The following is a 24,446-nucleotide window of genomic DNA, read 5'->3' on the forward strand; positions in this document are numbered from 1 at the left end:
AAGCGAGAGAAGGTAAACCTTCCTCGCTTTTGTTCTGAATGCGCAGCATTGTTTTACAGCAAAGCTTTGACGGCAGCAATAGCCTGTTCAAAGTTCGGGGAATCCGCCATCTCAGGCAAATATTCCACATATGTAATTTTGTCGTTGGCATCTACAACAAAAATGGAACGCATGTCCAATTGGAATTCCTTGATCAGGACGCCGTAGCTTTGGCCGAACGAACGCGTTTTGTAGTCGGACAGGGTGACAACGCGATCCACACCAGCAGCCCCGCACCAACGCTCTTGCGCAAACGGAAGGTCAACGCTCACGGTCAACACAACCACATTTTCTCCGAGCTCTCCGGCTTCCACGTTGAAGCGGCGTGTCTGTGCATCACATACTCCGGTGTCCAGGGAAGGAACAACGCTGATGAGTTTGATTTTTCCGGCATAGTCTTTCAAAGTTGCGTCTTCGAGCAGGTTTTTGCTCAGTGTGAAATCAGGTGCCTGATCGCCCACTTTCAATTCAGGGCCGATCAGAGTAATAGGGTTGCCTTTGAATGTGGCTGCGCCTGTACGTTCTTGTGACATAATAATGTTCCTCCTTTTAATTGGTGATCCGTGCCAAAATCCATTATAATCTTTTATGAGAGGCATTGTCCAATATGGAGGCCGTTTCATGATTATGATTCGGTTCACCGAATGGTGTTCCGAAAAGGGTGGAGTGAACCTATAGACCTATGATATTTATTCGGTACGAGAACTGGCGGAGTTATTTGAAATTTTTCCCGCTGACATCTTTGTTGTTGTTGGCCAACGTTATTATGTTCATCGTGCTGTCCTTTAATGGCGGTTCGACAGATTTTAGAACGTTACTGGAGTATGGCGCCGTGACGAACGATCCGTCTTTTGACGGAGAGTGGTGGCGTTATATCACGTCCATTTTCATGCATTCCGGTTTTGACCATTTATTTTTCAACAGCTTTGCGTTGATTGTGTTTGCACCTCCTATGGAGCGGCTGTTAGGATCGTTAAGGTATGGGGTGCTGTATCTTGCAAGCGGCGTGTTAGGGAATGTGATATCGGTGGCATGGTATAATTCCGCAAATATGCTCACGATATCCGTAGGGGCATCAGGGGCGATCTATGGCATCTATGGGGCATTTTTGTACGTCGCCTTATTCCAACGGTCGATGATGGATGAAGCGTCGCGCAAAACCCTGTATACGCTGCTTGTGTTCGGGATCATTTTTTCGATTGCTATGTCGGGTGTTAACTGGATGGCTCACCTCGGCGGTTTGCTCAGCGGATTTTTCATTTATGGCCTAATGATCAGACTATGGAAACCCCGCATGTTGAAGAGGTAGCGTTTAAAGTTTCATGAAGTATACAAAGTAGGATAAGAAGGGTAATAGCAGATTGGAGAGATCAGGCGAGTGGAATTAAGACAGTTGCATTACTTTGTGAAGGTGGCACAGAAAGAGCATGTAACTCAGGCTGCAGAAGAGCTGCATGTGGCGCAATCTGCCGTGAGTCGCCAAATTCACCAGTTGGAGGAGGAGTTGGGTGTTGACCTTTTTATGCAAAAGGGTCGTAATTTGCAGCTGACTCCGGTTGGCCAGCTTTTTTGCAAACGGGTCGAAGGTATTTTGAAAGACCTTGATAAAGCCGTGGGCGAAGTGCATGAATTTCTGGACCCGGAGCATGGCGAGATTCGCATCGGTTTTCCGCACAGTCTGGGCATTCATTTGATTCCCTCGGTTGTGGCGGCATTTCGGCAGCGTTATCCAAACGTTAAATTCAGATTTAAACAGGGCATGTTTCCCACGCTCATTCGCGACGTATTATCGGCTGAAGTGGATCTGGCGTTCATTTCTCCGTTTCCCGAAAAGCATGATCAGGTAGCGGGGGACATTGTGTTGACGGAAGAGCTGCACGCCATTCTTCCTCCGAATCATCCGTTGGCCGGCGAGAATGAAATCGAGCTGCAGCAGCTTAAAGATGACAAATTTGTATTGTTCAGCAAAGGTTACTCTCTGCGCCCGATTGTTTGGCATGCCTGCTTGGAGGCAGGGTTTACGCCAAAAATTGCCTTCGAGGGGGAGGAGACGGACACGATTCGGGGACTGGTAGCTGCAGGAATGGGTGTTAGCTTGCTTCCCGAAATGTCCCTCTTTGAAACCAAACCATTGCAGCCGGCCCATGTGGCTATTTCCCAACCGAAAGTGACGAGAACGATTGGGTTAATTCATCGTGCAGATGACAAACTCCCGCTTGTCGCTCAATCTTTTCGCACATTCCTGCTTAATTATTTCGGCTTGCACAAAAACAATACCCCGTCCTGATCAGGACGGGGTATTGTTTTTGTTGTATGATCTACAAACGACCATTAGTCGCGGTTGTTGAAGATACCGATATAGCGGATCAACTCCAGCAGGGAGATCAGTGCTGCTGCCACATAAGTAAGAGCTGCGGCATTAAGTACCTTCGCTACGCCTTTCTCCTCTTCATTGCGAATGTAACCTTCGGATACCATAATTTCTCTGGCACGGTTGCTGGCATTGAATTCGACCGGCAGCGTAATAAGCTGGAAAGCCACGGTGACCGAGAAAAAGATGATCCCCAGACCGATCAGATTGAATGCGTTGAAGATAAATCCGCCAAGCAGCAGGAAAGGAGCGAGTCCGGATGCAAAGTTCACGATCGGGAAAATCCGGTGACGCAGCGCCAGCATAGGGTAACTTTCCTTGTGCTGGATGGCATGGCCTACTTCGTGGCAAGCGACCGAAATGGCCGAGATCGAATTTTCGTAATATACAGGTTCCGAAAGCCTGACGACGCGGTTAATTGGATCGTAGTGGTCAGACAACGCGCCGCGAACAGGTTCGATCGGAACGTCGTGCAGGCCGTTGGTATCCAACATGTGGCGTGCTGCATCATATCCGGTCATCCCGCGTTGGTTCGGTACGTCAGACCAGCGGTTAAATGTACCTTTAACGCGGAATTGCGCCCAAACAGAGAGGCCGAATGCCAGCATGATCAGTATTAGCATACCCGAGTTAAAACCCATATTCATTCCTCCGTTTTCTTTCTTAAATATTACATCATGGTGTTTTCGAGCAAGATTTTCAACGCTTCCATCGTGCCGGCGCTTTTCGCAAGAAGTCCGGTGATCATCTTGCGTGATTGTGAGGGTTTCATCTCCCCAAGCAGCGGCTTAAGTTCGTTGACTTCCCGCTCGAGCTGTTGAACATGAAGCTCCAGGCTGGACAGTTTGCTTGCAACCTGTTCTTCGGTGCTTACCAGGCTCCACTTTTCCAGCGTCTGTTTAATCTCTTCGAGACTATACTTCTCTTGCTTCATCTGTACAATACGTTCCAGCCTAGTTAAGGTTTCATTACTATAGAGACGATAATTTTTTTCGGTGCGCTCTTCTGGAGCGATCAGGCCCAATTTGGTGTAATAATCAATCGTCCGTTCGCTCACACCAGCGGTCTTGGCAAGTTCGCCAATCCGAAACAGTTTCATATCCCCCAATGATATTCACCTCTTTTGCAGTTCAAATGTAGGGAATTGGTCATTCCGATTGCGGTAAAGCGGCATCCGCCCCATTACGATCTATAGATATGATACATGATTTTTAACCATACAGTCAAACGTTACGCTTTAGCAAAAAGGGATCGTGTTATCTATGTCTATGTGCTTATTGGACATGATTATGTACTTAAGTACAAGAAAAAGACGTAAGACTTTATGGCTATAAAATATTTTCGGATTTGCTGAAAAAAACCTTGTCAACTTTCCTGACTCCTGCTTATAATGACATTAAGAATTTCACAACATGTGAAGAAAACTAACACTTGAGGGAGTGGGGTACATGAGAAAGAAATGGTTGGTTTCGATGTTAGCAATGCTTACCTTGTTGGCTTTCCCGGTCAGTGCTTTTGCGGCAGCCGAGGGGCCGACGAACGTCGAACTCCAAAGCGGGTTGAACTCGGCCTTTACGTTTCTGGCGGTAGTGCTGGTGTTCTTTATGCAAGGGGGATTTGCTTTACTTGAAGCAGGCTCCACAAGAATGAAAAATGCAGGACATATTGCGGGTAAAACCATCCTGACATTGGGAATTTCGGTCATTGCCTTCTGGGCATTCGGATTCGCTCTTGGCTTCGGCAACGGAAATGGATTTTTCGGAACGACAGGTTTCTTCCTGAGCGGAGATCAAATGGCAGCATCTTTTGAATCCCTGGCCTTTTCCGATGTACCGCTGACCGTCAAATTTGTATTCCACCTCGCTTTTGCGGCGGTATCCTTGGCCATTGCGTGCGGTGGCATGGCTGAACGTGCAAAAATGAGCGTATATATCGTATTTGGAGCCCTGTACACCATCATCATGTACCCTGTTGTCGCTCACTGGGTATGGGGCGGCGGCTGGCTCGCGGAACTGGGCATGCAAGACTTCGCAGGTTCCACCGTCGTTCACTTGACGGGTGCGACTGCAGCGCTGGTAGCAACGATTTTATTGAAACCTCGTATCGGTAAATACAACAAAGACGGTAAACCTAACATTATTCCAGGTCACAACCAAGTCTATTCTGTGCTTGGCGTCATCATCCTCTGGATCGGTTGGTTCGGTTTCAACCCGGGCAGCACGCTGTCTGCAATGGGTGATGGATTCTTCGGTTACGTCGCTTTGACGACCAACGTAGCTGCTGCGGCTGGTGGTGTAGCTGCACTTCTGATTTCCTGGGCAGTACTTGGCAAATCCGACATTCCTAGCATGTTGAACGGTGTGCTTGCGGCGCTCGTAGCCATTACAGGTGCTTGTGCCTTCGTTGAGCCTTGGGCAGCGCTGGTCATCGGTGCTTTGGCGGGAATTATTACATTCTTTACGGCTCAATGGTTTGATCGGAAAGGCATCGATGATCCAATCTACGCGTTCTCCGTACATGGTATAGCCGGTATGTGGGGCGCAATCTCCACAGGTTTGTTCGCAACGCCGGAACTTGCCGAAACAGTAGGAGTAGGCCAAGCGGGTCTGTTCTACGGTGGTGGATTCCATCAATTGGGAGTTCAGTTGCTCGGTCTCGTAGGCGCATTTGCCTTTGTGCTGGTATTATCCTTCATCATCCTGGGCGGAATGAAAGCGATTATGGGTATTCGTGTTACGGAGGAAGAAGAGACTATGGGTCTGGACATGAGTGAGCATGGGACTTACGGTTATCCTGAGCAAATGAAAAGTCTGGAAAATAAATCGGGAAGTGGAACGTTCAGCTCCTAAAAGGTGGGCATTGAAATGAATCACGCTGCAAGGAGGCTGGACATGATGGAACCCATTCCGTATATCAATCAATCCTGGTCCTTTGAAGGAATTGACGGTGCTTCTTCTTTTGAAGAACTGCGCCAGGCGCGCGTATTATTGCAGAATGAGCTCCAGGGATTGTTGTCCGCTTCCTTGTCGCCGATCGAGTGGTACCAGACGGTAAATGAGCTGCATGACCGGATTTATCGGAAAGCAGTGGAGCTGTGCATTCAGGGGATGGTAGAGGAGGGCTTCGGTCAGCCTCCCGTCCCCTATGCCTTTATCGTGTTTGGAAGTTCGGGCAGGGAAGAGGCAACATTGTGGAGTGATCAGGACAACGGCATGATCATCGATGATGCCCCGCATGACGGGAAAGAAGCCTATTTCGCGGAATTGGGACTTCGGCTCAGCGATACGCTGGAACAACTAGGTTATGCCAAGTGCGAAGGGAAGGTCATGTGCTCGGAGGCGTTGTGGCGCAAAACGCTGGAGGCGTGGAAGAAGCAATTGCATGATTGGCGAACGGATCTGGCTTGGGAACCTGTCCGCAATCTGATCATCGCATCGGATATGCGATTTGTGGCAGGTGAGCGGAGTCTTGCCGAACAATGGATTGCCGCGTTCTACGATGGGTTTAGAACCGTGCCGGAGTTATCGGATGCCGTGCTTCGCAATACGGTAAAACATAAAGCTACGCTTAACATTCTGGGCCAGGTCGTCACTGAGCGGTTTGGCGAACACGCAGGCGGTTTCGATGTGAAATACGGCGTTTATATTCCTCTCGTGAATAGTGCACGTTTCCTTGCACTCCAGCATGGAATCAAAGAGACGTCAACGCTCAAACGGCTTCAGCGGCTGATGGTGCTTGAAGCCGTGCCGATGACGCTGTCGGATGCGGCGCAGCGGGCATTCATGAGCGCGCTCAAGCTGAGGCGCAGCACGCCGATTGCTCTAAAGGACGGGTTGCAGCACAGCAGCGGGTTTTTGGATGAAAAACAGCTAAAGCAAAAACAAGTGCATTTTGAGCTCAGGGAAACGCTGGGACTGGTTCGGAGGGTACATCGTGCCCTTCAAAGACAGCTGCGCTTCACGGAAAGGAGACGTTCATGAGAGAGCCGGCTAGGGGCAATACTGGATTCTGGAATTCGCTGCGTCAGGGAGGGGTGCCTTCCGCCATCGCTTCCATGATGGGGGCCCCTACGGCGCAACACATGGCGTTTATTCGCTCGATGATGCGGGAGCAGCGGAAGCCGGAGGCGCTGCATACGCCGCTGCGCGAACTGAATGCGGTCGTGTTCGATCTGGAAACGACGGGTTTTTCCCCGCAGCACGGGGATGAAATTCTTTCGTTCGGTGCGGTACGCATTTGCGGCGGGGAGGTTGTGGAAGGAGAACATTTTTATACGTTGGTCCAATCCAAAACGGCCGTTCCTCCGCACATTACCGAATTGACCGGCATCACTCAGCAAATGACATCGGATGCGCCTACATTGCTCGAAGGGCTTCATGATTTCATGTCCTTTGTGGGCGGCAACGTTCTTGTCGCCCACGCGAGTGCCCATGATCGCGCTTTTCTGAACGCTGCATTATGGAAAACATCCAAGGTAAGGCTGACCCACAGGTTGATCGATACGATGATGCTGGCACGCTGGCTGGAGCCGCAGCGCCCGGGATATGGGCTGGATGAGCTGCTGGAGTCCCGCGGCATTCCGATCCAAGGCCGGCATCATGCGCTTGAGGATGCGAGAATGACGGCGCAGCTGTGGTCATGTTATTTGGAAGACATGACTCGCAAAAACGTGGAAACGTTAGGCGATCTGTATACTCAGTTAAGTCACGCTTAGGGGGGTTGGTTGCAAGGCATACGATTCAGTCGAGGCTGACAGGCTGCCTTTTTCCGGCGCTTTCATGATTTCATAGCCGCCGAGCAGCATCCGGGCATTGGATGAGCTTGCTGGAACGGGTGACCCGATGAGATAGATACGCAGCAGTCCCGCAAACGAGGGGAGGTTGTCCAAGTCTCTCGCCGATGGAATCGGAGAGGTGCGCGGATGGGAATGAAATATGCCGATGAGCTGCTTTTCCTGGAACACGCAGCGTATCCATTCAGCCTCGTCCATGACGAAGTGATGCAGCGGGTCAGGCGCTACGTTGCGAATGGGCTTAAACCGGCTGATTCGCATGCCGCCCGCTGCAGCTTCACCCAGCACAACCCCGCAGGCTTCTTGCGGCAGTGAAGAGAACATGTGCCTCGCCATTTCCTGCTCTATGGAGCGGGGGATGTAGATCATGTTTTGCTGTCCGTGAAGTGCTGCCATTTGTATTCACCCCTCTCTCTTCGGCTCCTGCTTCGGCAGGGGTCCTTTTTTGTCTGGTGTCGATTGTAAAATTTTAAACGAAAAGGGTACAATATAAAAGGACGAATGTCATCGTATTCAAGGAATGCGTTTGCAGCATGGAGGGGACAAGTCCGGATCGTAGCTTTGTTTTGCGATTACAATCAAAGGTGGCTTGCCATGAGAAGAAATCTGTACATCATTTTGGGGGTTGTGCTGTTGGTAGGCATAGCCGTCGCTCAAAATAAAGGTGAAGAGATTGCCGCTGTGTTCAGCCAGGAGAAGCCGTTGCCCACGAAGACCGGGCCGCAGGCCGGTTTGCTGGCGCCTGCTTTTTCGCTTCAGGGTATGGATGGCCGGACGTATACGGCAGGAGGAGCAAAAGAGAAGCCGATCCTCGTCAATTTCTGGGCCTCATGGTGCGAGCCGTGCAAACAAGAGGCGCCTGGACTCAACCAGTTGGCTGCCAAATATCAAAATGATCTCGACGTCTACGGTGTGAATGTAACGCCTTATGACAAACTGAAAGATGCGATGGCATTTGTGGACAACTATAAGCTTACGTTTCCGATTTTACTCGATGAGGATGGATCGGCCTACGCCAAATATAACGGTGTTGCTTTCCCGACGAACGTGTTGATTGATGGGAATGGGGTCGTGCAAGAGATTATTCTCGGCATCCTGCCTGAAAAGGAATTGGAGAAGAAGATCAAGAAATTGATTAAAGGATAATGGCAAGAAAAAACAAAAACACCTGTTTTCCGAATGGAGAAACAAGGTGTTTTTGTTGTGCAATGCATCATATTTTCCGGGAAATAGCCATTTCGCCTTAATGATTGCTAAGACCATGAGCGGCAGTGTGCACGATGCCGGGCCCGTCCTGCAATTCTTCCTGAAGCAGCGCATAACGGAAGCTGTGTACGAGAGCTTCCCAGGAAGCTTCGATGACGTTTTCCGAAACGCCGACGGTATTCCACGTATCTTCCGTGTTCTTGGATTCGATCAATACACGAACCTTGGCGGCCGTTGCATCTTTTTCATCCAGTACACGCACCTTATAGTCGGACAAGTGCATATGAGCAAGGGAAGGGAAGTATTGCACCAACGCTTTCCGAAGGGCGTTGTCCAGCGCGTTGACCGGACCGTTTCCTTCTGCAGCAGTGTATACGCTTGAACCAGCTACGTTCAGTTTCACGAATGCTTCGGAAACGACCGGCTTGCCGGCTCCTTTTTCCACGAGCATTTTGAACGACTCAAAGGCAAACAGCTCCTGAATGTCTCCATTCGCTTCACGGATCAGCAATTCAAGGGAGGCATCCGCACCTTCGAACTGATATCCTTGATGCTCCAGATCCTTGATTTTGTTAATGATCTGGCGGGAATCTTCACTGTTCGGATCGAATTCAAGACCCAGCTCCTGCGCTTTGGATACGATGTTGCTTTGTCCCGCCAGCTCCGACACCAGCACGCGCTGTTTGTTGCCGACGAGTTCCGGTTCGATATGCTCATATGTGCGGGAATCCCGTAAAATCGCGGAGACGTGGATGCCGCCTTTGTGCGCAAAAGCCGAATTGCCGACATAAGGCTGGTTGGTTGGCATGTTCACATTGGCGATCTCGCTGACATAACGGGCCACATTGGTCAGTTGCTTCATGGATTCCTGGGAAACGCACTCGTATCCCATTTTTAATTGCAGGTTCGGAATGATCGAGGCAAGGTTTGCATTTCCGCAACGCTCGCCATACCCGTTCATCGTACCCTGCACCTGTCTGGCGCCAGCTTGTACGGCACTTAACGTGTTGGCCACCGCCAATTCGCAGTCGTTATGCGTGTGGATGCCGAGATAGGCCTCGGGCAGGCGGTTTGCCATGCCGGATACGATTTCATACACCTCATGCGGCATCGTTCCGCCATTCGTATCGCACATCACCAGCCAATCCGCTCCGGCCTCGTGGGCTTTGCTCAGGACGGCTTTTGCATAATCGGGATTATGTTTATACCCGTCAAAAAAATGCTCGGCATCAAAGATGACCTCCATGCCGTTTTGTTTCAGAAAGGCGATGGAATCATATATCATGGACAGATTCTCTTCCAATGTGGTTTGCAGTGCCGTATGCACGTGGAAATCCCATGATTTGCCCACCAAAGTAGCCGCATGCGCGCCTGATTCGAGAATTCGCTTCAGGTTTGCGTCTTCGCTTGCAATGCTGCCTTTGCGGCGCGTGCTGCCAAATGCAACGATTTTGGCGTTGAGATGCAACTCTTTGACCCGTTTGAAAAATTCAATGTCCTTGGTGTTGCTGCCCGGAATTCCGCCTTCAATATAATGGGCACCCAGATCATCGAGCTTTCTGGCAATTTTGAGCTTGTCGTCCGCGGACAGACTGACGCCCTCTCCTTGCGTGCCGTCACGTAAAGTCGTATCGAAGATGGAAATGGCCTTTGACATGAAGATCCTCCTTTAAAGGTAAAGCTACTTTTTTTCGTTATGTTTGGGTGAATCCTTCGATCCTGCAACGCTACACTGTATTAAATTCGCAAGATGAATTTGTCCCACCTTCGGGAATTTGTATAATTTATTATTATAGCACCATTGCCGCCAAATGCCACATGCAATTCTCATTTTGATGTTACAAATGGTTTTGCGTGACGGTGAACACACTTTGCGGCAGTTGAAAAGCATACAATAGGTGCATTCCGATGATTGTGCATGCCCAGCCCTTTCGCTGCATACATGATTTTACATAACGTTCCTTGGTATAATGGGAAGCAGGTCTATAGAAAATAGACGATAGGACCGTACGAAGGGCGGGATGTCATTGTCTTCCGAAAGAACCCGGCATGCTGATGTGGAGCGTTACTATCCTGCAGCCGGAAGGGTTATTTTGCATGTCGACATGAACGCATTTTACTGTTCCGTGCATGAAGCCGAGGAACCGGAGTTGTACCGGGGCAAGGCAACGGCCGTAGCTGGAAGCAGCGAGGTGCGCAAGGGCGTGATCGTGACCTGTTCTTATGCGGCCCGAAGCAAGGGGATTTCTACAGGTATGGTCGTCCACCAGGCACTGCGCAAATGCCCGGATTTGATCGTTATTCGCCCGGACTTTCATTTGTATCGGCAGTACTCGAGAGCATTCATGCAAATTGCATATAGCTTCACGCCGCAGTTGGAAGCCACCTCGATCGACGAGTGTTACCTTGACATTACGGGATCGAAGCAGTTTGGAACCCCGCTTGACATTGCCGAAACGATTCAGCGCCGCATTCGTGACGAACTCGGGCTTCCTTGCTCGATCGGCATTGCGCCTAATAAGCTGTTGGCCAAAATGGCATCCGATATGAAAAAGCCGAATGGCATTTCGATACTGCGCATGAGGGATGTGCCTCATATCCTGTGGCCGAAGCCGTGCGGGGAGCTGTTTGGCATCGGACGAAAAACGGCGGAAAAATTGAAAAAAATAGGAATCGAAACGATTGGCCAGTTGGCGCAGTCGGATGAACGGATGCTGGTCGACGTTTTTGGTATCAACGGGACCTGGTTGAAAAATTCGGCGCAAGGCATCAATCATTCGCCCGTTCAGCCGGAGCGGGAAGCAAACAAGTCCATCGGGCACACCACCACGCTGCCTGCCGATATCACCGAAATAGACGACGTGCATCGGGTCCTCCTGAATATAAGCGACCAAGTGGGAAGGAGACTGCGCCGGCACGAGATGCTGAGCCAAGGCATACAAATCACCATTCGAACACCCGAGATGAAGACGATTACCCGATCCCGCATGCTGGATGTGCCAACCGAAGACGCAACCGTCATTTACCGCGAAGCCTGTGCCCTTTTCGCCAGGCACTGGGGGAACGGAAAGCCTGTCCGGATGCTGGGGATCACCCTTCAGAATCTGATTCCACGCGAGGAGAGCGCGGTTCAGCTGGATTTGTTCGATTATGAGCAAAAGCCAAAAAAGGAAAACCTGATTCGCATCATGGACCAACTTCGGGACAAGTTCGGGGAAAATGCCGTCGTCACCGCAGGCATGCTTGGGGATGACCCTTCCGTCCTGCTTCGAAATCACAAGGTTCGCGGAACGTCGCTTCAAAAAGACAACTTGCAAAGTCCGGAGTAAATGAGGCATAATGAAGTCTTGAGTCGTTAAAATGATTTGTAATTATTCTTGCTTTGTATTAATATGTTTCTAGATAAAATCACTGTTCGTTTTTGAATTTTAGGAGGAGAGATTGTAATGAGCAAATATACTTGGGTTGAAAAAGATACATGCATCGCATGCGGCGCTTGCGGAGCAACGGCACCCGACATCTACGATTACGACGATGAAGGTTTGGCAGAAGTGATTTTCGACGGCGATGCCAACAGAGGCGTGGTAGCCATCCCGGACGACCTGTTCGACGACATGCAGGATGCATGCGACGGCTGTCCTACAGATTCCATTAAAATTGCGGACGAGCCTTTCAATAAAGAAGGTTAATCTTTATCATATGTTGTTTTGCAGAGAAAGCATGTTCTGCTGTCCCGATGACAGCGAATATGCTTTTTTTTTTGCCATTGAAGCTCTTCATTCATATTGGGTCGGCAATTTTTGTCGAACGGGTAAGGGGTCCGGGTACTGAAGTCCTATGGATTTGTTGACTTCTTTTGCCGATATACATAAGGTATAACCTGAAAAAGGCAAAATGACGGAGGACCGGATGCAAAATACTCATTTGCGAAGTTATGTGAAGAAACATCCAGATAATAAGATGGCCTGGTATTTGCTGGGCAAAGAATATCTTAATGAAGGCCAGGAAGCCAAGGCCAATTATTGTTTTCAGCAGGCCGGAGAGGTATATGAAGCGTTCGAGCGCAGCAAGGCGCCGGCTGACATTTGGGTAGATTACCAGAACAAACTCGTTGAAGCCGCAGAGCAAAAGGAGAAAAAACGCCGCATGCGCAAAATGTGGCTGACGCTGCTTATGCTGCTCATGCTGGCTGGATTGCCTCCCGCAGACGCGCCGGGTTTCGCCCGGGATGCGGGCGATGCGCTGGCCGCGGCGCTGGATTCCGCGGAAGACGAGGAATCGGCCGCGAAAGATCAGGATGCCGCGGCCGCTCTGCAAGCATCCAATACGTTTACCGCTGCCGGCTTCGGCGGAGGCAGCCTGGGGGAAGGTGCACTTGCTTCAGCGATGTCGGATGCGAACGAGGGGGTGCGGACTACAGCGGTGCTCGGGATGAAGGCCTCTGGGGACTGGATGCTGTGGAAACGCGACATGCCCGTAAAATATATCGTGCAGACGACGGGCAAGGGCAGGCTTACCGCTCAGAGCTACGACCCGAAGCAATGCGAATGCGAGCCTCCGGACGTTTCGAATAAAATCAAGCAATTGGCCCAGGCTTGGACAGAGAAACAGGAATCGGCAGCCGCCTTGTCCAGTGCCATCGCTTCCTACCATAAGAAAAACGGGGCATGGCCCAAAAGCTTGGGCAACCTGACGCGGCCGTTTCCAAATAACATCTTGGGTGAAACCATGCCGGGCATGAGCGAAATGTTTCCTGAACTGCTTGCGTTGAACCAGAACGCAAATGCATCGAATCCATCAGGCGGTAAGCAGGGTAATGGCGGCGATACGGACTCCCGAGCAGGCGTTTTTGGCGATACGCTCGGAGGGCAGCCGTTTTTGCAGGAACGATTGCGAATCGTGGTGGATAAGAAAAAGCACAGGCTTGCGGTAATCAGCGGCACAACCATCATCCGCAATTATGAAGTGGGTTTGGGAGGCGAACGAACGCCGGAGGGGAGTTTCGCCATTTCCGACAAAGTCGTCAACCCCAACGGTCGCTCTGACGGAGAATTCGGGACGCGAGGCATGCAATTATCGGATACGAATTATGCCATTCACGGCACGAACGAACCTGACAGCATCGGTCTGGATGAATCTTTGGGATGCATTCGGATGAGCAAGGGGGATGTGGAGGAGCTGTTTGCTCTTGCTCCGCAAGGGACCCCTGTTCAGATCGGGAATGACCTGCTGCCCGAGGAAACGCTCGTTCCTGGCGACAAGGACCGTTACCGGGATACGCTGGTTCCCAAGCAAAACAACCCGAATAAAACGTATCACTGGTTGAATTGACCTGGCAGCAGATCATTCGTGAAGCGTGGTTATGTAGATGAGCAGGCCTGGATTGGATTGGTCACAGGTTGGCGATAATAATAAGCGCGCTGATGATGATGATCAACCCTACAACGCTTGCTGCCGTCCAAATAATGGCTTTGCGATTGACTTCTTCTTTTTTCTGCTGCAGCGTGGGCGGTTTTCGTTTGGGAGCCATGGGCATATCCTCCTTTATTAACATCGAGCCTTGCAGTCGAGGCCACTGCTTTCATTGTAAATAAATCATCTCGTTATTTCCAGTATGCGGTTGTATTTGTTCCCCGGGCGCTGCCGATATGAGACATGGTTTCAGTAGGGCAAATGCCTGCGTCTATGCGCAAACTACTTTCCTTTTAGGTCAGAAACGGATAGACTTGGGAGTAGGGTGTTTTTACATATAAATGGACGGGAAAGCATGTTAACGGCGTACCGGACGAGAACGGAGTGAGTGGATTTGTTATACAAAAGTTTGGCTAAACCCTTGTTGTTCAAAATGGACCCGGAGAAGGCCCATCATCTGATTATCGGGGGACTCAGCGGAATGGGCAGCATTCGCCCGGTTCCTGCCGGGCTGCGAGTGATGTACGGCGTAAACGAAACGGAGGACCTCGCCGTGGATCTGTTTGGCTGCCATTTCCCGACGCCGGTAGGCCTGGCTGCCGGTTTGGATAAAAACGGACAGGCCGTCGCCGGCTTTTCTTCCATCGGTTTCGGATTCATGGAGGTAGGCACCGTGACTCCGCTGGGGCAGCCAGGGAATGAACAGCCGCGTTTGTTCCGTTTGCCTCCGGATGAGGCGCTGGTGAACCGTATGGGCTTCAACAATTTGGGGGCCGAGGCCATGGCAGGTGAACTGGCGAAGCTGAGGGAACGACGGATCCCCGTAGCCGTAAATATCGGAAAAAACAAGGCGACCCCCAACGAAGAAGCTCATCTCGATTACGCCAAATGCATCCGTGCGCTCTATGATTATGCCGATCTTTTTGTCGTGAACATCAGTTCACCAAATACGCCGGATTTGCGTAATCTGCAGCATGGAAACGAATTGAAGGAGCTGCTCGCAGCCGTTATGGTCGAACTGAAGGCACAGCAGCAAAGAGCCGGGGGAACGCTCAAATCGGTCTTGGTCAAAATCGCACCCGACGTCAATGAGCAAGAACTCGAATACATGGTTGGCACCATCGTGGACAGCGGCGTGTCCGGCATCATTGCAACCAATACAACGATCAGCCGCGAAGGACTGTCCCACGAACATGCAAAGGAAACGGGAGGGCTTAGCGGGAAGCCGCTGCGCGAGCGTTCCACGGAGGTCATTCGCCAAATTTATCGTCAGACGGAAGGAAAGCTGCCGATCATCGGATCGGGCGGCATTTTCACGAGCGAGGATGCTTACGAGAAAATAAAAGCAGGTGCCAGCCTGGTGGAAATCTATACGGCACTGATCTACGAAGGGCCCGAGATCAACCGCCGGCTTCACGCAGGGTTGCGGGAGCTGCTGCGCAAGGACGGATACAGCCATATTTCGGAGGCTGTCGGCGCGGATCACCGCTAGTGGTGCATGGGCCGATAAAGGCGCTGAGAAAACAGACCGCGTATTGCGGCTGTTTTTGCTGCAATCGCCCAGACTTTGGGCCGCGAACGGCATGCTTTCTGCTAAGATAAAAGACAGTGAGAGCGTGTAATGACTACATCCCCAGAAAAAAGAAGCAGGAAGAGGGCAATATGCGCGGAACTCTTCCCCCCGCCCGACATCATGTATAATGGAACATAGGGGACGCTATAGAGACAGGAGGCATTAAACATGGACGGTAGAGACTGGGGTACATTTTTACTTCCTTATGAACAAACGGTAGAGGAATTGAAAGTCAAGTTCAAAACGATGCGGGCAGAACTCAAAAAGAGAGAAGAATATGCGCCCATCGAATTTGTAACAGGACGGGTCAAAAAAATATCCAGCATATTGGAGAAATCCAAACGTCTGAGCGTGCCGCTTGATCAAATCGAAACAGGAATCGAGGATATTGCGGGCATTCGCATCATGTGCCAGTTCGTGGAGGATATCCGCCGCGTTGCCGAATACATCCGGGCCCGCAAGGATCTGACCGTGCTGATCGAGAAAGATTACATTACCAATTTCAAGGAAAGCGGTTATCGCAGTTTTCATATGATTATCGAATATCCCGTGCAAACGGCGCTCGGACAGAAAAAGGTGCTGGCAGAAATCCAAATTCGCACGCTGGCCATGAATTTCTGGGCGACCATCGAGCATTCGCTCAGTTACAAATACCGGGAGAGTTTGCCGGACGATATGAGAGAGCGGTTGAAGAAAACGGCGGAAGCCGCATTTGTCCTGGACAACGAGATGTCGGCCATTCGGCTGCAGATCCTCGAAGCACAGAAGGAGTTCGAAGACGATTCCAACATCGTGTCCAAGACGTTATCGATCATTCATCAATTGTACTTCTATCATTTGGTGAAGGAAGCGATCGATGCACAGCAGCGATTCAACGAACTCTGGGAACGCCATGACATGGAGGGTCTCAAGCAGCTGCTGGATGACGTCAAAACGCTGCTGAATACGGCCAGGAAGGGCGACAATCCCGATGAATCCCTATGAGCCGTTATATATTGACTATCTGATCTATTTCAACCGCGACCAGGATTATTTCGAATGCCATGAAGCGTTGGAAGAGTTATGGCTTGAGAAGGATCGGGATGCTTTATATAAAGGTTTGCTGCAGGTTGCCGTCGGACTGTACCATTTCAGGAACGGCAATTTGCGCGGCGGCCGGATGATGCTGCAGAGCGCGCTGCAATTGTTGCAGCCGTACCCTGATGATGCAAGGGGAATTGATCTTGGACGTCTTGTGGAGGACGTGAGGGAGTTGGCTGAAGAGCTCTCCGGCCGGCATGCTGAACCTGTTCCGTATCGGGATCTTGTGATTCATATCCAGGATGAAGCGTTAATGCAAGCAATCCGGCAGCGTTCCTCTCAGCTGAAGGCGAACGTTCCGCAGCGGCGCAGCCCGACGCGTGGACGCATTTATGAGGAACGAATGAAGGCAATGCAGCAAGGGAACGCACAGTCGGAAGGCCGTCGGAGTTAGGATGCTAGCTAGGCCCATTCTGACGTCAAAGAGCAAGGCAAAAACACCCCGGGTGGCTCCGTCATGGAGCCGCCGGGGTGTTTGCATCATGCGCCATAATTAGAAGTGCGGTAGGCTTGTCCAAAGATTTTTGGACACGGAATCTTTTCGGACCATGTTGCCCGGAAAATGGTTTAGCTTGCTGCTGGCGTCAGGTTAGCCTTGTATTTATCAAAAAATTGCTTGTAATCATCCAACGTGTACCCGTTGTCGGAATTTTGCTCACTCAATCCGCCAACCATGCGGTCTTTCTCGACGCCTTTCTCGTAATAAACGAGCGTAGGCGTAAACTCGATGTTGTAATCGGTCCAGCCGGACTCGAATTCGCGCAGATTGAACTGCGGCAATTTGATGCCTTCTTCGTCGACGAGCGGCATCAATTGAGGCGTCGTAGCCCGGCAGTGCACGCAATCGGAGGCAAAGAAGTAAACGAAAAAGCTGTCTTTGTTATCGATCTTGGACTTGAGCTGGTCGGGCAAAATGATTTGTTGGTAATTCGGATCGTCAAGCAGTTCCCTGGTCGCCGGATTAAGCTTGGAGGCTGCGATGCCGTAGGGGTTCGGCGTAGCGTCCAACTGCTTTTTGGATTGCTGGTTCACCAAAGCAAGCGCAGCGAGCAGAACGACAAATGCGCCCAAAAAAATAAAAATGGCGGCGCTTTTCTTTTTCTTCGATTTCATCGGACATCCTCCATTGATCATATCAAGATATGGTTTCGGCAAAAATTCTGGGATAATATTCATAAACACCCTGAATTATGCTCGTTCATCAACCTACTTGTCATTATACAACATTACAGTGTGTAGTGGAATACGTGAACAAGATCAATAGGAAAGCGATCGCGGGATATGATAACATAGAGCAATATGCATTTTAACGAGACAGGATGAGTGGAAATATGGCTGTACAGTTGCCACCAAGCTTTGCCGGACGCATGGAAATGCTGCTTGGCGAAGAATTCGAACAATTTATGACATCATATCAGCATTCCCCGTATGCGGGTTTACGGGTGAATACGTTGAAAATATCGGTAGAACATCTGCGTGAGATCATTCCTTACGAATTGAGACCTATACCATGGTCTGAAACGGGCTTTTACGTTCCGCATGGCGTCAAACCTGGACTGCATCCGTATTACCATGCGGGGTTGTACTATATTCAGGAACCGAGTGCCATGGCACCCGTGGAGGTGCTGGGAGTGGAACCGGGAGACCGTGTTCTGGATCTATGCGCTGCACCTGGCGGCAAATCGACGCAGATTGCGGCCAAATTGCAGGGCGAGGGCGTTCTGGTCACCAATGACATTCATGCCGAACGGACCAAGGCGCTTGCCAAAAACGTGGAGCTCTATGGCGTCCGCAATGCCGTTGTACTGAATGAATCGCCGGAACGCATCGCGGAGGCGTTTCCTTATTACTTTGACAAAGTGCTGATCGATGCGCCTTGCTCTGGCGAAGGCATGTTCCGCAAAGACGAGGACATGGTGAAATCCTGGGAGCATCATTCGGTCGAAAAGTGTGTGCTGATGCAGCGCGATATCCTCAAAACCGCGGCCCGTTTGCTCGCCCCCGGCGGAACGATCGTTTATTCAACCTGCACGTTTGCTCCGGAGGAAAATGAAGCGATGATTGCCGAGTTCCTTGCTGCAAATCCCGAATTTGCCGTGAAGCCGATTCCGGCGGAGGCAGGATTTGCCCCCGGCAGACCTGACTGGGTGCGCCGGATGCTGCCTGAAACGGCTGAGCAGACCGAAAGGGTGCTGGATCAGGTGCGGGGTACGGCACGGCTGTGGCCTCATTTGCTCGAAGGGGAAGGACACTATTTGGCGGTGCTGCAGCATAAGGGCGAACCGGCTATGACAACTGACGTCGTGGAGGAAGAAGTCGCGATCCACGCCTCGGCTGCGGGAGAGCCATGGACTGATGCCAGAGGTCGGAAGCATGAACGGTTGACCAGGTACGAGGGACGTGATCGCCAGCAGGATTCTGGAGGCAAAAGCGGCGGCAAACATAGCAAAGGCAAGGAACGCGGCGGAAACAAATCCGATCGTGGCACGAAACGTGTCGAACAGGGTGGTGCGGACGCCGGACAAGTGTATTCCCGCTTCATTGCGGAGCATACAGAGATCGAGCTGTGTGGGGAGACGGTGTTCTACGGCGATCGGGTGTATCAATCCGCAGTCGGAGCAGCAAGGCTGGAAGGGTTAAAGGTCGTTCGCCCGGGTTGGTTTATGGGTACCGTCAAAAACGGGCGTTTCGTGCCTTCCCATCCGCTGGCCTGTGCGCTCCGCGCGCAGGAAGCAAAGAGAGTGATCCATCTATCCTCGGCAGACGGCGAAGCGGTAAGATATCTCAAAGGCGAGACGTTAAACGTGGACGAGGATCGGGTCGAGGTGGAAGCTGGTATTGCCCGTAAGGGCTATGCGCTTATATGCGTGGACGGATATGCCCTCGGCTGGGGGAAATGGCTGGACGGCGTTTTGAAAAATGAATATCCTGCAGGCTGGAGGTGGACATCGGCATGAGCAGCAAAGGCAAGAAAACGCAGCGATTGGATAAAATATTGAGCCATATGGGCGTAGGTACCCGCAGCGAGCTTAAAAAAATGGTCAAACAAGGCCGAATCCACGTGGATGGCAAAGCGGTAAAGGACAGCGGCATTCAGGTTGATCCGGATGTCCATGTCATTGAGGCAGACGGGGAACGAATTGTTTACCGCGAAATGATCTATCTGATGCTGCATAAACCTCCCGGCGTGGTGTCTGCGACAGAGGATACCAGGGATCGTACGGTGCTTGACTTGTTGAAAAAAGAGGACCGCAGCTTCAATCCGTTCCCTGTGGGACGGCTGGACAAGGATACCGAAGGTTTGCTCATCCTGACCAATGATGGGCCGCTTGCGCATGACCTTCTATCTCCACGCAAGCACGTGCCGAAAACGTACGAAGCCCGAGTGCTCGGCAACGTGGACGAAGAAGACGTCAAACGTTTCAAACAAGGCGTGCAGCTGGATGACGGATACGACGCGATGCCTGCGGAATTGACCGTACTGAACCATGAGGATACGGAAGAAGGGGTGGTATCCCATATTTCGCTTATTATTCATGAAGGGAAATTTCATCAGGTAAAGCGAATGTTCCAAGCGGTGGGCAAGCGCGTTATTTATTTGAAACGCGTGGCGATGGGCGGCTTGCAGCTGGACCCGGATCTGCCGATCGGGCGATATCGCGAGCTGACCGAGGACGAGTTGAATTTGCTGCGGAAGTAGGCAGAACCAATGTGGAGAAACGAAGCGTTCGCTCAAAAAGCTTTCTGAAAGAAAGCAGCATCGGAAGCAGAGGCACTCGCAGTGGCCTGGTGTGATTCATTAGGCGGTTCACACTAGGAGAACATATTTGAGGATTGGGGATAGAAAGACAAATGACTTATAAATTGATCGCGCTGGACGTAGACGGAACACTTTTGAATGATCATCACGAATTGACCGAGTTCACGCAGGAGACGTTGATTCAGGCTTCGCGTCAGGGCGCAGAAATCGTTCTCTGCTCAGGCAGAGGGCCAGCCAACACGATTCCGTTCATGGAGCGCATGGGTTTGGACGGTTATGTCATTACGCATAACGGTGCAGTGACAGCCGAAGTGCAATCCCGCGAAATCGTGCATCGTTTTGCGTTGGACGGACAAGGTTTGCAGCCCATCATTGACTATTGCCGCAGCAATGCCGTTCATTTTGACATCAACACGGCGTTTGGGCTATATGTAGATCAACCTGAAGGCTTGGCCCTGAACGTGCAGGAGATGTATGCCAATTTCATGATGGAGCCGTTAAAACTGCCGACATGGGCGGATTTGTCGGAGCCATTGGCCAAATTTACCGCATTCGGTCCGCTCGAACAGATGAACGCCGTCCAGCAAGAATGGGAAACCTGGGACCTGCCTTATTACATGACCCGCAGCGGCGACTTTTTCATCGATCTGATGCATCCGGAGGCATCCAAAGGCGCAGCGCTGAAACGTTTGGCCGAAACCAAAGGCATCGCTCCAGAGGAGATCATGGCGATCGGAAACTATTATAATGACATTACGATGCTGACCTTTGCCGGCAAAGGCATTGCGATGGACAACTCGCCGGAGGAAGTCAAGGCGGCTGCCGATGAAGTGACATACTCCAACAACGAGCAAGGCGTGGCGCATGCCATTCGAAAGCACGTGCTGTCCGAAGGTTAAATAGGGAGAGGGAGAGAAGCCATGGAACAACCAACCTATACCATTCAGCAGCATGATCTCGGCGAAGCGTTTTACATCGACCGGGCCCATCCGGACGATACCGATGCCATTATGCGCATGCTGGTTGAAATTGCGGAGTGGTTAAACAGCCAGGGGTCGAGCCAATGGGGCGCGCTTCTTCGGGGAGAAGACTCTCATGATACGGTCGGAGCGATTCGCCGGGGCAACGTATTCGTCGTAAAGCAAGGCGATGAGGTGGCCGGGATGGTGACCTTGTTGCGTAGTCCGAGCGAGTGGGATGAGCGACTGTGGGGAGAACAAGCGGGAACAGAGGATGGAGCGCTATATTTGCACCGGTTGGCCGTAAGCCGCAAATATGCCAGCGTCGGGTTGGGTAAACGCATATTGAAATGGAGCAGTACCGGCATCCGGTTTGAGAACAAGGATCGGGTCCGGTTGGACTGCGTGGCCGGCAATGATACGCTGAACGCGTTCTATGCAAGGAACGGATATACATACCTTGGGGAGAACGACGGGTATAGCATTTATGAGAAACTGCTCGGCGATGAAGCTTGACGAAGATCTGCTGATTTGGGCACCAACCTTTGGAGCATGTTTGGGTAAAACTAAAGACGTGACTGGACGGATTGTTGTGAACGATCTGTCCGGTCACGTCTTTTTGCGCTTGTTTTTTATGCCATCAAATGCATCCCTAACTATTTCATCGGTTAACCCCGGGGTTCAGGGTATCTCCACCATGGTTGGCTCGGGTAATCCGCCGTATATAGCCTGACCTTCTCACCAATTTTGGGTGTGGCGATGTTAACCTTCAAGGCTTGTGCTGCCTTGGTGACCCGTTCAACCGGCTCGTTCCAGGCATGAAAGGCCAGCGTAAATGCGGCCCAATGAATCGGGATGAGCAGTTCGCCACCTACATCCAAATGAGCTTGTACCGTTTCTTCCGGCATCATATGAATGTTGGACCAACGCTCGTCATATTGTCCGCACTCCATCAAGGTCAGGTCAAAAGGCCCGTATTTTATGCCGATTTCCTTGAAATGAGGGCCGTATCCGCTGTCGCCGCTAAAGAAAACCTTCGTTTCCCGTCCAGCAATGACCCATGAGCACCACAAGGTGGAATTGCGATCAAACAAGCCTCGGCCTGAGAAATGACGCGCTGGCGTGCAAGCAACGGTGAATCCCATGAAGGAGAACTCATTCCACCAGTGGTGCTCGGTAATCTGTTCCGCAGGAACACCCATTTGGATCAATCGTCGGCGAACGCCGAGCGGGACGATAAATCGTTCTGTTTTATCCTTTAATCTGCGGATGGAGGAAGAGTCCAGATGGTCATAATGGTCATGCGAAATAATGATTGCATCGATGGCCGGGAAATCCTCCGGCTCGATCGGCAAACGGGTGCTGTACCGTTTCGTACCCGCCCAGGATACAGGGGAAGGGCGTTTACCCAGCATCGGGTCAAAAAGCAGCCTGCGTCCTTCCATTTCAAGCAGGAAAGCCGAATGGCCGAACCATGTGACCTGTGGGTTATCCGATGCGTTCAACGATTCGGCAGGTTCACATTTCACGATCGGCATGTCGGCTGCCGGCCTCCGTTCGGCACTGCCTCGGATCGAGTCTCTTAACATGCTTATTAACGAGTTGAAGCTCATGCCTGCGGACGTCGGAATCTGATTTTCGTATTTTGTCATGATTCAACCCTTCTGTTCTCTATGATCAAAAATTGAATTTTTGAAAAAACAGTGCCGTCTTGCAGACAGGCTGATACCAGCCGAACACGGCTTACTGCATGCGGCGCAAGCCTTTCGGCAGACGGTTCTTCAGCTGTCCGCCACTGGCTTTGCCCCATCCGAGCGGCAGTCCATCCACCGTTACCAGCGTCCAGCCTTTCAACACGGCATCCGCCGGCAGACTCTCGCCACGCAGATAAGCGGCTGTCAGATCGCTGTCCGCCTCCAGGGTCACATGCTGCATTCGGGCTGCCGCATCGGGTGCAATGGACAAGGCCAGAGCATGAGCAGGCTCAAAGCGCCCTTTTTTCCAGTCGCCGACATGCAGCCCGGCCCGCGGAAGCTTCAAGCCGCTCAAACGCTCGTCGCTGAGCAGTGCCGCGCCGCTGTCCGGCAGGGCATACAAGGCTTCGCCGAAAAGGAGCGGGCGACCCGTTCGCACAACGTGATCCGGCATATGCTCGTCGCTCCAGGCGATGAACGCGTCCCATGCGGATTGCGTTTCTTTGCCAGGGTTATTTTGGCGTCCGGCTTTCCCCTTTTTGCCATGACGTTTGGCTGTGGACATGCTTTCTTCCGATTCGCCGATGTTTGCATGTCGGGCTTCCGCTTTGGTCAGGACCGCAACGAAGTGTCCCTCTCCGCGGTTCAAATGAGGCCAAATTCGCTCTGTACGCACAAGAGTCAAGTCCGGATAGGCAGCGACCAATCGCTCCATCATGCCCTCGTTTTCCTCGCGATTAAAAGTACATGTAGAGTAAGCCATCGTTCCGCCGGGTTTCAGCATCGTATATGCATCCTGCAAAATATCCCATTGCCTGTTGACGCACAGCGTGACCAGATCCTCGGTCCAATCCGTCACTGCATCGGCGTCCTTGCGGAACATGCCTTCGCCCGAACATGGGGCATCCAGCATGATGCGATCGAACGTTGCAGGGAAACGAGCTGCCAGCTCGCCGGGCGCAGCGCAGGTGACAACCACGGAGGCCAGTCCCATGCGTTCCACGTTTTCGGCCAGTATTTTGGCCCGGGCCGGATGGATTTCATTGGAGATCAGCAGTCCCCGGTCTTGGATGAGGGAGGCGATATGCGTCGTTTTTCCACCCGGTGCCGCCGCCAGATCAAGGATCGTTTCGCCGGATTGGGGGTTCAGCATTTCTACGGCCGACATCGCTGAAGGCTCCTGAATATAATAAAGGCCTGCTGCATGATATGCATGCTTGCCTGGCCGTTGGTCCTCGTCATAATAATAACCCGATTCGCACCAAGGCACGGGAGTAAGGGAGAACAGCTCCGTTACCTGCTGCAATCGTTCCGGGGTTGCCTTGAGTGAATTGAAGCGCAATCCATGTGTGCGGGGCTGTTGATAGCTGTTGATAAAAGCATCTGCTTCTTTGCCAAGCATTTGCCGCATATATTGTACATACGCATTGGGAAGTTGGGGCTTGCCCATTTCGAAACATTCTCCTTTCATGAAAAACAGGGGATTAGCAAGGTGGAACGTACAAAGGCCGTACTCTCTTTGACTGAAACATACGTTCCAATATATCATGTTTCAAGTTA

General features: G+C 51.4%; 25 protein-coding genes. 16 read left to right on the forward strand and 9 right to left on the reverse strand.

Going from position 1 to position 24,446, the window contains the following annotated elements:
- Nucleotides 1–53 precede the first annotated feature (53 nt).
- On the reverse strand, nt 54–572 hold the full coding sequence (gene tpx, locus SNR34_RS09920; protein WP_343259610.1) for a thiol peroxidase: 519 nt from the start codon (nt 570–572) through the stop codon (nt 54–56).
- A gap of 149 nt (nt 573–721) precedes the next feature.
- On the opposite strand from tpx, the gene SNR34_RS09925 reads away from it, so the two are divergent.
- Together SNR34_RS09925 and gltC are read left to right on the forward strand one after the other, a co-directional pair.
- Nucleotides 722–1,348: a rhomboid family intramembrane serine protease gene (locus tag SNR34_RS09925; protein WP_343259609.1), complete on the forward strand. Its 627-nt coding sequence runs from the start codon at nt 722–724 to the stop codon at nt 1,346–1,348.
- A 69-nt stretch (nt 1,349–1,417) separates the two neighbouring features.
- On the forward strand, nt 1,418–2,326 hold the full coding sequence (gene gltC, locus SNR34_RS09930) for a glutamate biosynthesis transcriptional regulator GltC (protein WP_236418077.1): 909 nt from the start codon (nt 1,418–1,420) through the stop codon (nt 2,324–2,326).
- A 44-nt stretch (nt 2,327–2,370) separates the two neighbouring features.
- On the opposite strand, the gene SNR34_RS09935 is transcribed toward gltC, so the two are convergent.
- Together SNR34_RS09935 and SNR34_RS09940 are read right to left on the reverse strand one after the other, a co-directional pair.
- Nucleotides 2,371–3,051: a zinc metallopeptidase gene (locus tag SNR34_RS09935; protein WP_236418075.1), complete on the reverse strand. Its 681-nt coding sequence runs from the start codon at nt 3,049–3,051 to the stop codon at nt 2,371–2,373.
- Nucleotides 3,052–3,080: 29 nt separating this feature from the next.
- Nucleotides 3,081–3,509, reverse strand: a complete 429-nt coding sequence (locus tag SNR34_RS09940; RefSeq protein WP_236418524.1) for a MerR family transcriptional regulator — start codon at nt 3,507–3,509, stop codon at nt 3,081–3,083.
- 349 nt (nt 3,510–3,858) lie between these two features.
- Between SNR34_RS09940 and SNR34_RS09945 the strand changes: the two genes are divergently transcribed.
- Genes SNR34_RS09945 through SNR34_RS09955 form a run of 3 tightly spaced genes read left to right on the forward strand, consistent with a single transcriptional unit; the run spans nt 3,859 to nt 7,124 of the window.
- The gene (locus SNR34_RS09945; protein WP_236418073.1) at nt 3,859–5,259 is read left to right on the forward strand and encodes an ammonium transporter; all 1,401 of its coding nucleotides are present in this window, start codon (nt 3,859–3,861) and stop codon (nt 5,257–5,259) included.
- Nucleotides 5,260–5,295: 36 nt separating this feature from the next.
- On the forward strand, nt 5,296–6,390 hold the full coding sequence (locus tag SNR34_RS09950; protein ID WP_486182434.1) for a DUF294 nucleotidyltransferase-like domain-containing protein: 1,095 nt from the start codon (nt 5,296–5,298) through the stop codon (nt 6,388–6,390).
- Entirely contained in the window at nt 6,387–7,124 is a 738-nt protein-coding gene (locus tag SNR34_RS09955; protein ID WP_486181794.1) for an exonuclease domain-containing protein, read from the forward strand. Before SNR34_RS09950 ends, SNR34_RS09955 begins: the two co-directional genes overlap by 4 nt.
- Here SNR34_RS09955 and SNR34_RS09960 read toward each other — a convergent pair.
- The gene (locus SNR34_RS09960) at nt 7,110–7,598 is read right to left on the reverse strand and encodes a M67 family metallopeptidase (RefSeq protein ID WP_339277277.1); all 489 of its coding nucleotides are present in this window, start codon (nt 7,596–7,598) and stop codon (nt 7,110–7,112) included. The two genes, SNR34_RS09955 and SNR34_RS09960, sit on opposite strands and share 15 nt — an antisense overlap.
- Nucleotides 7,599–7,796: 198 nt before the next feature.
- Here SNR34_RS09960 and SNR34_RS09965 point away from each other — a divergent pair, with 198 nt between their 5' ends.
- Nucleotides 7,797–8,348, forward strand: a complete 552-nt coding sequence (locus tag SNR34_RS09965) for a TlpA disulfide reductase family protein (RefSeq protein WP_236418058.1) — start codon at nt 7,797–7,799, stop codon at nt 8,346–8,348.
- A 97-nt stretch (nt 8,349–8,445) separates the two neighbouring features.
- Here SNR34_RS09965 and cimA read toward each other — a convergent pair whose 3' ends face one another.
- Nucleotides 8,446–10,065, reverse strand: a complete 1,620-nt coding sequence (gene cimA / locus SNR34_RS09970; RefSeq protein WP_486181795.1) for a citramalate synthase — start codon at nt 10,063–10,065, stop codon at nt 8,446–8,448.
- A 370-nt stretch (nt 10,066–10,435) separates the two neighbouring features.
- Between cimA and SNR34_RS09975 the strand changes: the two genes are divergently transcribed.
- From SNR34_RS09975 to SNR34_RS09985, 3 genes are all read left to right on the forward strand, one after another.
- On the forward strand, nt 10,436–11,737 hold the full coding sequence (locus SNR34_RS09975; protein WP_290371470.1) for a DNA polymerase IV: 1,302 nt from the start codon (nt 10,436–10,438) through the stop codon (nt 11,735–11,737).
- A 117-nt stretch (nt 11,738–11,854) separates the two neighbouring features.
- Nucleotides 11,855–12,097, forward strand: a complete 243-nt coding sequence (locus SNR34_RS09980) for a ferredoxin (protein WP_236418054.1) — start codon at nt 11,855–11,857, stop codon at nt 12,095–12,097.
- A gap of 247 nt (nt 12,098–12,344) precedes the next feature.
- Nucleotides 12,345–13,739 carry a L,D-transpeptidase gene (locus SNR34_RS09985; protein ID WP_486181796.1) on the forward strand — a complete coding sequence of 465 codons (1,395 nt, stop codon included), beginning with the start codon at nt 12,345–12,347 and terminating at the stop codon, nt 13,737–13,739.
- A 61-nt stretch (nt 13,740–13,800) separates the two neighbouring features.
- On the opposite strand, the gene SNR34_RS09990 is transcribed toward SNR34_RS09985, so the two are convergent.
- Nucleotides 13,801–13,938: a hypothetical protein gene (locus tag SNR34_RS09990; protein ID WP_236418049.1), complete on the reverse strand. Its 138-nt coding sequence runs from the start codon at nt 13,936–13,938 to the stop codon at nt 13,801–13,803.
- Nucleotides 13,939–14,214: 276 nt separating this feature from the next.
- Between SNR34_RS09990 and SNR34_RS09995 the strand changes: the two genes are divergently transcribed.
- From SNR34_RS09995 to SNR34_RS10005, 3 genes are all read left to right on the forward strand, one after another.
- A complete protein-coding gene (locus SNR34_RS09995; protein WP_236418047.1) occupies nt 14,215–15,312 on the forward strand; it encodes a quinone-dependent dihydroorotate dehydrogenase in 1,098 nt (365 codons plus the stop codon).
- A gap of 249 nt (nt 15,313–15,561) precedes the next feature.
- Complete coding sequence (gene yjbM / locus SNR34_RS10000) at nt 15,562–16,377, forward strand: GTP diphosphokinase (protein WP_236418045.1); 816 nt, start codon at nt 15,562–15,564, stop codon at nt 16,375–16,377.
- Nucleotides 16,364–16,867, forward strand: a complete 504-nt coding sequence (locus SNR34_RS10005; protein ID WP_486181797.1) for a DUF309 domain-containing protein — start codon at nt 16,364–16,366, stop codon at nt 16,865–16,867. Before yjbM ends, SNR34_RS10005 begins: the two co-directional genes overlap by 14 nt.
- A 173-nt stretch (nt 16,868–17,040) precedes the next feature.
- Here the strand turns inward: SNR34_RS10005 and SNR34_RS10010 are convergent, their stop codons facing one another.
- Nucleotides 17,041–17,586, reverse strand: a complete 546-nt coding sequence (locus SNR34_RS10010) for a thioredoxin family protein (protein ID WP_236418042.1) — start codon at nt 17,584–17,586, stop codon at nt 17,041–17,043.
- Between the two features lie 218 nt (nt 17,587–17,804).
- Here SNR34_RS10010 and SNR34_RS10015 point away from each other — a divergent pair, with 218 nt between their 5' ends.
- The 4 genes from SNR34_RS10015 (at nt 17,805) to SNR34_RS10030 (ending at nt 21,708) form a co-directional block, all read left to right on the forward strand.
- Nucleotides 17,805–19,430 carry an RsmB/NOP family class I SAM-dependent RNA methyltransferase gene (locus tag SNR34_RS10015; protein WP_486181798.1) on the forward strand — a complete coding sequence of 542 codons (1,626 nt, stop codon included), beginning with the start codon at nt 17,805–17,807 and terminating at the stop codon, nt 19,428–19,430.
- Nucleotides 19,427–20,173, forward strand: coding sequence for a pseudouridine synthase (locus tag SNR34_RS10020; RefSeq protein WP_236418040.1), 747 nt, complete (start codon nt 19,427–19,429; stop codon nt 20,171–20,173). The genes SNR34_RS10015 and SNR34_RS10020 overlap by 4 nt, the downstream gene beginning before the upstream one ends.
- A gap of 152 nt (nt 20,174–20,325) precedes the next feature.
- A complete protein-coding gene (locus SNR34_RS10025; RefSeq protein ID WP_486181799.1) occupies nt 20,326–21,132 on the forward strand; it encodes a Cof-type HAD-IIB family hydrolase in 807 nt (268 codons plus the stop codon).
- A gap of 21 nt (nt 21,133–21,153) precedes the next feature.
- Nucleotides 21,154–21,708, forward strand: coding sequence for a GNAT family N-acetyltransferase (locus SNR34_RS10030; RefSeq protein WP_486181800.1), 555 nt, complete (start codon nt 21,154–21,156; stop codon nt 21,706–21,708).
- A 152-nt stretch (nt 21,709–21,860) separates the two neighbouring features.
- Here SNR34_RS10030 and SNR34_RS10035 read toward each other — a convergent pair whose 3' ends face one another.
- Together SNR34_RS10035 and SNR34_RS10040 are read right to left on the reverse strand one after the other, a co-directional pair.
- A complete protein-coding gene (locus SNR34_RS10035) occupies nt 21,861–22,844 on the reverse strand; it encodes an MBL fold metallo-hydrolase (RefSeq protein WP_486181801.1) in 984 nt (327 codons plus the stop codon).
- Between the two features lie 91 nt (nt 22,845–22,935).
- A complete protein-coding gene (locus tag SNR34_RS10040; protein ID WP_486181802.1) occupies nt 22,936–24,336 on the reverse strand; it encodes an RsmF rRNA methyltransferase first C-terminal domain-containing protein in 1,401 nt (466 codons plus the stop codon).
- Nucleotides 24,337–24,446: the final 110 nt, after the last annotated feature.

The organism is Paenibacillus sp. XP01 (genome assembly GCF_057364885.1).